The organism is Rhizobium fabae (assembly GCF_003985135.1).
Classification (GTDB): domain Bacteria; phylum Pseudomonadota; class Alphaproteobacteria; order Rhizobiales; family Rhizobiaceae; genus Rhizobium; species Rhizobium pisi.
In genome coordinates, this window is record NZ_ML133648.1 from 531,981 (window position 1) to 542,406 (window position 10,426).

Annotated in this window: 10 protein-coding genes and 5 pseudogenes; 7 read left to right on the forward strand and 8 right to left on the reverse strand. The window is 60.4% G+C overall.

What is annotated here, in order from left to right:
* Positions 1-64 precede the first annotated feature (64 nt).
* Positions 65-280 (reverse strand): DUF3072 domain-containing protein, encoded by a 216-nt coding sequence (locus EFB14_RS11155; RefSeq protein ID WP_125842725.1) that lies wholly within the window; start codon positions 278-280, stop codon positions 65-67.
* 307 nt (positions 281-587) lie between these two features.
* Positions 588-1,283 (reverse strand): annotated as a pseudogene (locus EFB14_RS11160) (ATP-binding cassette domain-containing protein); the annotation flags it as partial.
* A 269-nt stretch (positions 1,284-1,552) separates the two neighbouring features.
* Between EFB14_RS11160 and EFB14_RS11165 the strand changes: the two are divergent.
* Positions 1,553-2,473, forward strand: a complete 921-nt coding sequence (locus EFB14_RS11165) for an ArdC family protein (protein WP_126825282.1) — start codon at positions 1,553-1,555, stop codon at positions 2,471-2,473.
* A gap of 346 nt (positions 2,474-2,819) precedes the next feature.
* Here the strand turns inward: EFB14_RS11165 and EFB14_RS11170 are convergent, their stop codons facing one another.
* Positions 2,820-4,010, reverse strand: a complete 1,191-nt coding sequence (locus EFB14_RS11170; protein ID WP_125842721.1) for a DUF1173 domain-containing protein — start codon at positions 4,008-4,010, stop codon at positions 2,820-2,822.
* 84 nt (positions 4,011-4,094) lie between these two features.
* Positions 4,095-4,303: pseudogene (locus tag EFB14_RS33380) on the reverse strand (hypothetical protein); the annotation flags it as partial.
* Positions 4,304-4,466: 163 nt separating this feature from the next.
* Here EFB14_RS33380 and EFB14_RS11180 point away from each other — a divergent pair.
* The 3 pseudogenes from EFB14_RS11180 to EFB14_RS33800 all read left to right on the forward strand — a co-directional run.
* Positions 4,467-4,760, forward strand: a pseudogene (locus tag EFB14_RS11180) (DUF2493 domain-containing protein); the annotation flags it as partial.
* A gap of 1 nt (position 4,761) precedes the next feature.
* Positions 4,762-5,029: pseudogene (locus EFB14_RS11185) on the forward strand (type II toxin-antitoxin system Phd/YefM family antitoxin).
* Positions 5,026-5,354, forward strand: a pseudogene (locus EFB14_RS33800) (type II toxin-antitoxin system VapC family toxin). The pseudogenes EFB14_RS11185 and EFB14_RS33800 overlap by 4 nt, the downstream one beginning before the upstream one ends.
* A gap of 194 nt (positions 5,355-5,548) precedes the next feature.
* Here EFB14_RS33800 and EFB14_RS11195 read toward each other — a convergent pair.
* Positions 5,549-5,833 carry a WGR domain-containing protein gene (locus EFB14_RS11195; protein WP_126825285.1) on the reverse strand — a complete coding sequence of 95 codons (285 nt, stop codon included), beginning with the start codon at positions 5,831-5,833 and terminating at the stop codon, positions 5,549-5,551.
* 628 nt (positions 5,834-6,461) lie between these two features.
* Here EFB14_RS11195 and EFB14_RS11200 point away from each other — a divergent pair.
* Both EFB14_RS11200 and EFB14_RS32870 read left to right on the forward strand, forming a co-directional pair.
* Positions 6,462-6,785 carry a DUF736 domain-containing protein gene (locus tag EFB14_RS11200; protein ID WP_125842718.1) on the forward strand — a complete coding sequence of 108 codons (324 nt, stop codon included), beginning with the start codon at positions 6,462-6,464 and terminating at the stop codon, positions 6,783-6,785.
* 316 nt (positions 6,786-7,101) lie between these two features.
* The gene (locus tag EFB14_RS32870; protein WP_164737516.1) at positions 7,102-7,260 is read left to right on the forward strand and encodes a hypothetical protein; all 159 of its coding nucleotides are present in this window, start codon (positions 7,102-7,104) and stop codon (positions 7,258-7,260) included.
* 70 nt (positions 7,261-7,330) lie between these two features.
* Here the strand turns inward: EFB14_RS32870 and traG are convergent, their stop codons facing one another.
* From traG to EFB14_RS11215, 3 genes are read right to left on the reverse strand one after another with little or no spacing between them, the layout of a single operon-like run.
* Positions 7,331-9,244 carry a Ti-type conjugative transfer system protein TraG gene (gene traG, locus EFB14_RS11205; RefSeq protein WP_125842716.1) on the reverse strand — a complete coding sequence of 638 codons (1,914 nt, stop codon included), beginning with the start codon at positions 9,242-9,244 and terminating at the stop codon, positions 7,331-7,333.
* A complete protein-coding gene (locus EFB14_RS11210; protein WP_126825288.1) occupies positions 9,235-9,474 on the reverse strand; it encodes a conjugal transfer protein TraD in 240 nt (79 codons plus the stop codon). The genes traG and EFB14_RS11210 overlap by 10 nt, the downstream gene beginning before the upstream one ends.
* Positions 9,464-9,751, reverse strand: a complete 288-nt coding sequence (locus EFB14_RS11215; RefSeq protein ID WP_125842712.1) for a TraC family protein — start codon at positions 9,749-9,751, stop codon at positions 9,464-9,466. The genes EFB14_RS11210 and EFB14_RS11215 overlap by 11 nt, the downstream gene beginning before the upstream one ends.
* Positions 9,752-9,971: 220 nt before the next feature.
* Here EFB14_RS11215 and EFB14_RS11220 point away from each other — a divergent pair.
* Positions 9,972-10,426, forward strand: a 455-nt coding sequence (locus tag EFB14_RS11220; RefSeq protein ID WP_164737517.1) for a MobA/MobL family protein, incomplete at its 3' end; no start/stop codon positions are given.

Below are 10,426 nucleotides of genomic sequence, written 5' to 3' on the forward strand. Positions count from 1 at the left end.
TCGGCGCGCAAAAGTTCTGCCCTCAGCCTTCGGCTTCAAGTAATTGGCCATCGCACGCGGCCGCTCATTTCAAATCGAGAGACTGCTTTAGTTCGTCGATCCTCTTGGACGCTTCCGCCTTGGTCAGATCCTCGGCATAGACGTCGGCCTGGTGCGCCTGTTCGGACAAGGTCTTCAGATAGGACCGCTGCGCTCCCGTCATTGGCTCGTCGCCGCTCACCCAATCGTCGGGGTCCTTCTGCGTATTGGACGATGTCTTGGTTTTCGGATTGTTGCTCATAACGGCCTCCTGAGTTCGTTCTCTAAACGTTCCAGGCGCTACCCCGGTTCCAGCCGCATGTCGATCGTCGCGTTGGAGTCGAGTGGCCGGGCCAGTCGTCGAAGCCGTCCGTCATGCAGATGGACGAGCGCGCCGCCCGTGACGGGCCTCACCGACCTCGATCTCAACTATCCGGATCACGTCAACGAAAAATTTGGCGGAATTGGCTTGAAAACTCGGCGGTATCGGCCTTGCGAAAGGGGCATCCCTCTGAAGTCCGGCGTTGTTGACGAACACGTCGACCGTGCCGAACTCCTCGATGGCGAACATCGAGACCGAAACAGGGGTTCGATACGATCAGCAGATCGACTTCGCCGGTCAGTGCGCGGGCGAGCACCGCCCGCTGCACGTTGCCGCCCGAAAGCGCTGCGATCGGCGAAGAGGAAGAGGCGGTCTTGACCTTGAAGTCGGAGATCAGTGCCGAGGCACGCTTCTTCATTCTGCCAGATCGCGTCCTTGCCGTTCGCCTTCAAGTCGAAGGTGCGAAACGCAAGATTCTCGCTCACGCTCATCTTGGGTGCGCAGGCGTTCTGCAACGGCTCTTCCGGGATGAAACGCACCTTGTTCTTGCGCGTCTCATCGCGGGTGGCGCCGTAAGCCTCGCCATTGACCATGACCTTACCGGCATCGGTCGGGCGCTGGCCGGCGAGAATCTCCGTCAGCTCCTTCTGGCCGTTGCCCGATATGCCGGCGATGCCGACGATCTCGCCGGAGCGGACTGTCAGCGCGTCGATCTCGATCGTCTTCAGGCCGGAGCGATCGGGGCCTTTACTTGGCTTACGGTCAACACCGGTCTTGCCGCTTCGGCCACCGGCAGACGGCTGTCGAGCTCGGCGAGCTTGACGTCGCCGATCATCATCGCCGCCATCTCGGCAGTGGAGAGTTCACCGACCTTGCCGGTACCGACCAGCTTGCCGCGCCGAAGGATCGAGACGGCATCGGCGGACTTCGTCACCTCGGTAAACCATCTTCGCGGGGGTTCATCTGCGGCGTGAGTGACGGGCTACCGCTCGCGGATCTTGCCGCGTCTGCCTTCGTCAACAACCTCCCGATCGTATTGCGGCCATCGCGTCCTGCCCCGGCGTTTGGTCCTGCCAGGCTCGCGCCCCCGCAACGGCTCTGCCGTCCTCCACTTCGTTGCGGCCTTTGCAGGTGCAGGCGGCGCTTGCAGCCTGGCTTTCGGACCGCCGTAGCAGGTCGCGATGACCGCGGCCTCAAAACGGAGGTTTAAATATGGGCAGGCAACAATCTAACCAACGCTCCGACATCTACAGCCGCATCACCACGAAGATCATCGCCGATCTCGAACAGGGTGTGCGGTCATGGACCAAACCGTGGACGACGGGAGGTGCGACAGTCGAGGTCAGCCGGCCACTGCGCTACAACGGTCAACCCTACACCGGGATCAACGTTCTGCTCCTCTGGTCTGAAGCCATAGCGCGCGGCTTTAAGTCATCGAGGTGGATGACGTTTCGCCAGGCAAAAGAGCTCGGCGGCGCCGTCCGCAAGGGCGAAACCGGCACAACCGTGGTCTTTGCCAGTTCGTTCATCCGCACCGAGACAATCGACAGAGGCACTGAGATCGAACAGAATATACCGTTCCTCAAAGCCTACACGGTGTTCAACACCGATCAGATCGCCGGTCTTTATGAGCGCTTTCCTGAAATGGCAGCTGTCCAGGATCCGATGAGCCGCATCGGCGACGCCGCTCGCTTCTTTGCCAATACCGGCGCGCTGATCCGGCACGGCGGATCGGCGGCCTATTATGCCGCCGTTCGGGATTACATCCAGATGCCATGCTTGAATGCCTTCAGGGACGACGCCTCTTATGTGGCCATCCTTAGTCACGAGATAACACACTGGACCGCTGCACCGCGGAGGCTTAATCGTGACCTCAGCCGCTATGCTAAAGACAGGAGCGAACGCGCCCGCGAAGAACTGATCGCGGAACTTGGGAGCTGCTTTCTTTGCGCCGATCTTGGCATCGTCCCTGAACTGGAACCACGCCCCGACCACGCAAGCTATCTCGATGGCTGGCTCAAGGTTCTCGGCAACGACAAGCGCGCCATCTTTTCTGCGGCAGCGCATGCGCAGCGGGCCGTCGATTACCTGCATTCCTTGCAGCCGGACCTGGAAGAGGAGGAGGCGGCGTGAGCCGCCTCAGCCATGAGAGACGCGGATCACTGTAACAGCCCGATAGCCACGTGATAGACAAGGCTAATCACGGCTCCCGACGATATCGACGCTTTGGCAGCCGCAGCCAAGGTCCGACTCTTGCTCCCGTCGCCTCCGACATCCCCAGACGCGTCGTTCGAGGCGCCTGCAAGGATGGCGTTGACCATCGGATACATCTAAGCCTGCGCATTTTCGCGGAGATGAGGAAGAAATCGCCGCTCGACTTCTTCGTCTCGGTCGCGACCGTTCGGCAGCGTCGATCTCTGTGCGGGAGCAATTCCATTGTCAGTATTACTGAAAAAACTAGACATTTTGCCTCTTCCGATCATGGGAGCTTCGGCATCTCTTCCTCCGAAACACGCCAGATCCATGCTGTTATTTCAGGCCTCGCCTCGATCATTTCGGCCAGCGCCCTCTCGTAATCTTCACCGGCACCAGGAGGCACAATGAACATGGCGACGGGAGCCGGGTGTTGTTCCGGCAAGGTGACCGAGACGACCGGTTGCTCCCGAGAGAGATTGAAACGCAGGCCTTTCACGCTCTTGCGCTTCAATCTTGAGAGCCTTTCCAGAAGATGTTGCTCATGGATGCTCTCGAACGGGATCCAGTACTCGTTGACAACCATCATGGCGATCTCCTCGATAGAGGTGATCCCCCCAGCGGATATCGAGAACGTCGCAATCATGATCAGATGGAAGTCTTCACTCGACCGCCACAGTTCGAGCTCCGTCTCGTATTTTACGCTCAATCGCTTCCATGTCCCATCTTCAATCATGAAGGGGAAGGGATGATGACGAACGGCGATTTTCTGGCCACCGCGGGCAGCAATGAACTCCTTGATTTCCGCCACGCTCACCATCAGCTTCCGGGGCCCAGAACCGGAGGCATAGGCACCGGCCAGGGCCGCCGCCCGCCGGGCGGCTATACCTTCCCGGTCATCCTGATGAAACCCTTCCGGCACGAACAGAATGTCATTCAAAGCTCCACCGCGAGCGGTCATTTGTGAGGCGGCGTTGATGAGACTTGTCCGCACCCGGCCCCAGCCACGTTTGCCGGCCCACGAAGAGCGCCATTCCGTCAGTTCTCCCGCCTCCCAGAGATAGTGCAGGACGGCGCGCAAAGAGAGCTTCTTTGTCTCATTGCGCAGCGCCGGCAAAGATGCCTCTGGGCGAGATGCGGGTGTGCTGCGTGCGCCTTTCTTCGTCAGGGGAAAATCCAGCTGCAGAGCAGCCTTCCCACTCGCGTCGATCTGGATCGCGTTGCCGATCAAAGATCCCAAACCTGATAATTCGTAGGGCGGTTCGTAGGACGGACATGCGGGGTCATGGTCCCGCCCCGAAAGTGGCATGCGCTTGATGACATAAAGATCGTCGACGCGGGCGATGTACATGGGAAGCGGCGGCTCTTTGCATCGGCAAAGTGGCCGCAGCTTCTGCGCGTAGGCATGTTCGAGCCGGGCCGAAAGCTCGGGTGCGTCGCCATCGAACGCCTGCCCGCCAATCAGAAACTGTCGCACATCGCTCTCACAATCATCTTTCGCCGGAACGGCCGACCAAACCACGTGAGAATGCGTAGCACGAACCTTGACGGTTATACTATCTTAAAATAGGTAGTATATCGGTTGTAGGTCCGAGCGACTGGAAACGGCTAATCGCCAAAGGCACGAGGGGAGCTTCTGCAACCGGTCGCCGAGGGGACGACATCGGTGCTGTCATAAAGGACGACTCCGAAGGCGAACTTCTCCCCGCATGTTTCCGCCAGCTCCTTCAATCCTCCAAGATCGCTGGCCTTGACGGTGGCGCGTGCCTTCCGAAATAGGAATTCTCAACCATGAAAATTGGAAGTCAACGAGTTGTTGATTGGAAGTCATGGATCCGAAATCTGGAAGTTGGCAACCGCATGAATTTTCCGCTGCAGGCCAGCAGGACGCAGGTGCGCGGCCGTAACGGAAGAGTAAGAGAGGGGCCACGAAGCCAACATCACCGCGGCGATGATCGACTCCAGGGATTTCCTTTCCGCACGCCGCCGCGCCGAGACCGAGGTGCTGATCCCGGCCGGGACCAAGATCGCTTTCTCCGGCGGTATGGATTACAACGATCACCAACGCATCTAGGCAAAGCTCGACCAGGCGCAACTCAAGCATCCAGATATGATTCTGCTCCACGGCGGTGCGCCGAAAGGCGCCGAGCGTATAGCAGCCTGCTGGGCCGAGGCCCGCAACGTGACACAGATCACCTTCAAGCCGAACTGGAGGAAGCATGCCAAGGATGTCTGAACCTCGACCGAACGTATCTTCTCCCCGCCGTGTGGGCGTGCGGGAGTTTCGCGGTAATCTGACATCCTTCCTGAAGCAGGTTCAGGATGGGCAGAGGTTCCGTTTTGATGTCTCATCATAAGGTCGTAGCCGAAATCGGCCCTCCGTCAGTCGACGTGGCGGTGCGCAAGCCCGGCGCTTTGCGCGGCAAGATCAGAGTTTCCGATGATTTTGACAGCCTACCCGCAGATGTCCTGAAGGCGATGGAAGACGGGAGGTGAGGCTTCTGCTCGATACGCATGCGTTGCTATGGTGGCTGAATGACGACGACAGGCTGGGCAGTCATATGCGCAGCCTCATTAGCGATCCCGAAAACGATGTGCTCGTAAGCGTCGTTTCATAGGCTCGATATTGCCGACTCACATCTGATCGCACTTGGAAAAGCTTCCGCTCCATCATCGAGATCCCTTCGACCATCTCCTCATGGCGCAGGCGGCCGCGGAGGGAGCGCATTTTGTTTCGGAAGACCAGAATGTGCCGCTTTACGGCATTGAATTCTTGACCTGTTCGGATCCTTCAACTTCGCCGGACCCACGTGGGCAATAGTTTTGTCGTGCCCGCCTCAAGCGTGAGCAGGGTGTGGGCGGATCCGGCGTATTCGCCGGACCGGGCTCTATTCCGTCGGCGAGCCGGCTCCACGAAGCCTGCGGTGCAGTCTTCGCGCCTGACGGCCTGACGATCCCTTGCGTAGAGAGGGGCGCCTCGTTCTGGCAAGTGACTCGCGGATAGGTGTCCAGCAATCAGGCCGGATCACCGACAGCATCGCAGCCGCCGGTCGGCCTGTAGCCCTTCCGATGCTTCCGGCGGGCAAGATCGAGAAAATGCGCCACGGCTTCCTGTTCGGTGCCGAATACGTCGGTTCTCTCGCCGCCACGTCTGCCAATTCGTCCCCAGCTTCGCACGACCGCGGTTTCGCCGAACAAGGTCGGCTGGATTGCAAGCGTGTAATAGCGCGCCATGTTGCGGCTGGCGTCGATGCGCTGACAATGGAGGTGGAACGACTTTCGGCTCATGCCGGGAATCATTCCTGCTCGGACCGACGCTGTCCAACGAGAGTTTGGAATCCTTTGCAGCCGATGGATTCCGTTTTGTGATGTGTTGGCGCGTCCTGGGCCTGGCGAAGAACGCTCGACGAAACCGGTCTCAATCACGCGGGCTGGCCAGGGCGCTCAAGCTGGGTGCCTGGCGGACCACTGTCGGATCCGTCAGCCGCGCTGCTGGGGCGTGTCGGCTAACATCACGTATTCGATCTCGGAGTGAACAACCCACCCGGCAGTTGCACGGCCTGCAGCGCGGATGCGATCACCGTGTCGGTTCCGCCTGGTGCCGACATATGATGATGGAGCAGTGGGTGGGCGCTTCCCGCTTGCGGTGGTCAGGAGCGGCGAGGGCTTTGCGCGAAATGGCGGAGGGTATTCCAAGAGCTCCTGGTCTTTTCGCAAGCGCTGGACCGAGCGGCCATAATGGTTCGTCCCGACCTTCGGTCGCGCGGGACCATTCCCGTTCTCCATGTCGCCTTTTTAAGGGACCGGCCGCCACTAGCGTCAACCCGCAAGGGGTTCCCCTGCGCTGGCGCTCCGGTGACGCCTGCGGCTCGGCCCCTTCTTCGGGCGCCATCGGGAATGGTCCCGAGCAACCGAAGGAGACAATACCATGGCCACCACGATCGCAACCCTGACGCAGAAGACCGACGGCAGCCTCGAAGGCATCTTCGCCACCATCCGGGTCAATGCCCCGATCGCCATCGTCCCGAACCCCCACAAGGCGAGCGAGGAAGCTCCCGACTATCGCATCATCCATCGCAAGACCGGCTTCGAGATCGGCGCGGGCTGGAACCGTATCGCCCGCCAGACTGGCGAGGAATACCTTTCGGTGAAGCTGGAGGCCCCGGAGATCGGCGTAATCTTCGGCAACCTCGCGCAAGCCCCCGGCGGCGAGCCGAACCGCAAGGTCATCCTCTGGAACAATCCAAACTGAATGACGAGCTGCCGGCCTCGAGCGATCGGGGCCGGCTTCGGCGGTGACACATCTGAGGCGGCAGGCTTTGCCCGCCGCCTGTTTTCTGGTGCCAAACGAAACGTGAGCTGTCTGCTCAGATCATCAAGCCTGTCATGAGGACCGGGCCGCCTCAAGGTCGTGCGGCCCCTCCAATTTTGCCTCCGCTGCGTTGCACTCCGCTCCGACAAAATCGGCCCCTCCGCGCGCCGGCTCCGCCGGTCGCTGACGCGAACCTTGACCCGGCCCGATCCTCACGACTGCCGGCGTCATCTTTCACGTCAACAAGGAGATGACGATGACGAACGAAAGCGCCTTCAACATCGAATGCACCATCGAGGAACTGCGCCTTGAAGCCAGAGAAGCACCTACCGTCGAGGAGCGTCGCCGCATCAAGGCGGAGCTGGAAGCCGCGCGCGCCGAACTTGCCAAATACGCCGAGGAGGAGTTGCCGTGAGGCAGCTCTTTCCTCATTGTACACTTCCTCAATACCACTGAAACCCGGAGAGGCAGGCTTGCCCTCGCCATCAAGTCCGCACGAAGCGATTGGCCTTTGCTTGCGCGTCCATATCCTTCCGCCGGAAATAGATCGCCCGGCCGCAACGGATCGGGCTATGGCCCTGGACGATGATGATCTGTTCGTCCTTGCGCATCGACTGGGTGATCTCGTGCGGCATGATCAACGGCCGGCGCTGGAAATTGACGCTCTCGGATTTGCGCGCGCCGCCGCCTTTCGCGTCCCAGCCGATGTTCCGCGAACGCCCCTGCACCTCAACCGTCATTTCCCCGCATTGGGCGGAAAGATTGCGCGCCGTATCGAGCGCCTTGATCGCGGCGTAGGAGGCGAAAGCGCAGCCATCGATCCATGAGGTCGCGCCATCCTTCCCGAAGTGCCGCTCCAACTGCCCGACCGATTGATAGAGGAGCATCATGCTGATGCCGTACTTGCGACCGCGATCGCGCGCCTCTTCCAGCACCCGCATATAGCCGAGCAGGTCGACCTCATCGAGCATGAAGAGCGCTCGGCGGCTGAAGCCGCCATCGGCCTGGACCATGGCGTTGATCAGAGAGCCGATGATGACACGCCCGATGCCGGGATAGGAGCGCAGGATCGACGCCGGGATGTTGAGGAACACATCCTTCCTGGCCGATACGATATCATTCGACCTGAAGGCATTGCCGCAGACGAGCGCGGCGTAACTGTCCAATGAGAGCCATTGCGTATCCTTCGACGCCGTCGAATAGACACCGGAGAAGGTCTGTTCAGTCATGTTAGTGAAGACGCCGAGCGTTTCGCGGATGAAGGGAGATTCCGAGTGTTCCTGAATGTCGCGTAGCATGGCGAGCACGGAGGGTTCTGGCTCGGAAACGATCTGGCGCAGACTGCGCAGGTTCCGCCGGCCGGCATATTCCGGCGACAACATGACATGGGCAAGCAGTCCGGTCAGGAGATTGTGCGCCTGGTTCTGGAAGTAGGATCCTGTCGAGGATTCAAAACGCAGGCTTTCGGACAGAAGCATGTGGGCGATGCCGACGATATCCTCCTCTTTCCGCGTCGAGTGGTCGATGCCGTCGAGGACATTGAAGCCCATGATCGGGTTAGCCGGATCGAGCACCATGACCTCACGCCCGAGAGCACGGGTGCGATGCTCGACCACCATTGGCGCGACCTCGGTGGAAGGATCGAGGCAGATCAGAGGGCCGGTGTAACACAAGGCGGTTGGCAGTACGTTGCTGGTCGTCTTGTATCCGCCCGAGCCGGCAAAGAAGAGCATATGGGTGGAATCGAAATCTTGGCTGTAGGTGAGCAGTGGCGCCTTGCCGCCCTGTCCCCATGTGCTGCGATCCTTCGGATCGAAGGGCAACTGATGGACGATTTCCTTGTCGACGCGGTAACGCTCGCCGACGACGATCTCACCGTCGGGTGGAAAGAGCTTTGCCGCCGCCGACATTGGGAGCCAATCGGCATCGCCGAAGGTTCCGCCCCGTGCCCGTTTAACAGCCTCGGGCACGACGACAGAGATCCGGGCGGCGACCGCCACTGCCATGAAGCCCGCCAGCGCGCCGATGACGGCAACGAGATCCAGATAGGAAAGCGCCTGGTCCCATGTGACCACGCCGCGCTCCACTGATGGGACCAGGCGTCCATATTCGCGCAAGGCGTAGAATCCGGCGACGACGAGAAAGCAGAAGAGGCCGGCGATAGCGACAGGCCGTCGGCGATGCAGCGGCAACGCCCAGACGGCCAGAAGTCCGGCGAGCGGCCCAAACAGCAGCGCCGGCACGGGGGCTGCTCGCAGAAACCAATATTCGGTTTTGTCGGCTAGGCCGTGAGCCAGTGCCGACCATCGCCATCCGGTGATGTAGACGGTGATCGCTGTCACGGCGATCGGCACGAAGACCAGCAGCAGGCTTGCATGCAATCGACCCTTCAGCGCCATCCGGCGTTCTCCTCGACGTGCGGTGAAGAAGGATCGAGCGAAGGGGCCTTGAACGCCTCTTCACCGATATCGCGTAGCCGCTGATGTTCGGACGATCCCGGCATCACTGTCGCCAGCTCGATGAGTCCGCCGAGCAGAAACGCCCGGTCCGCCATCGACAGACCAGCTTTCACGACGATGCCGCCAAGCAGAAATTTCTCGCGTGCATCTTTCTTCCGCTCAGCCGTCATGTGAAACCTCCAGCGCCGTTCCAGCGCCACCAGCTGCTGGTCGACGCGCTTGAGGAGGCGGGCCGCCGGCCCCTTTCTTCTCCTCTTTGCGAAATCGAGCGGCGATCTCTTCGAAGATCCGCTCGACCTCCTCGTCGGTGATCTCCATTTCCGCCAGCCCGGATTTCGTCGCCGCGCGGGCAAATCGCTCGGCCGATTTAACTATCAAAACCCGCCGACGTTCTCGCAGCTTCTCCATCTGTGCATCGAGATCAGAAATCGATGATTTTACGGCCATTGGTGTACCTTCCTTTCCTGAAATTAGCCTCAGCATGATGATTATACTAACTAGAAAACGATAGTTAAATAGGCTATTTTGCACCAACCCCAAAACATCGCAGCCGGAAGACGGCCAATGGCCGTCTTCCGGAAAAGCGGCATCGGCCCTTCGGTCCGATCGGTTTGAGGGCGCAATATACGTCGCTGTAGCGACGTACTCGGGTGATGTGGAGGCGGCAGTGGCGATCATGTTCGTCAGAGCGCAGGTGCTCAGCAGGGGAGCGGGACGCAGCATCGTCTCGGCCGCCGCCTACCGCCACCGTGCCCGAATGATGGACGAACAGGCCGGCACGTCGTTCAGCTATAGGGGTGGGGCATACGAACTGGTTCATGAGGAACTGGCGCTGCCGGACCAGATGCCGGCCTGGCTGCGGACAGCAATCGACGGGCGTTCCGTCGCCGGCGCCAGCGAAGTGCTGTGGAACGCGCTCGATGCTTTCGAGAAGCGGGCGGATGCGCAGCTGGCGCGCGAGCTGATCATTGCACTGCCGGAGGAATTGACGCGGGCCGAGAATATCGCGCTGGTGCGCGAATTCGTGCGGGACAATCTCACCGCGAAGGGAATGGTCGTCGATTGGGTTTACCACGACAAGGAGGGCAACCCGCATGCCCATGTGCTGATGACATTGAGGCC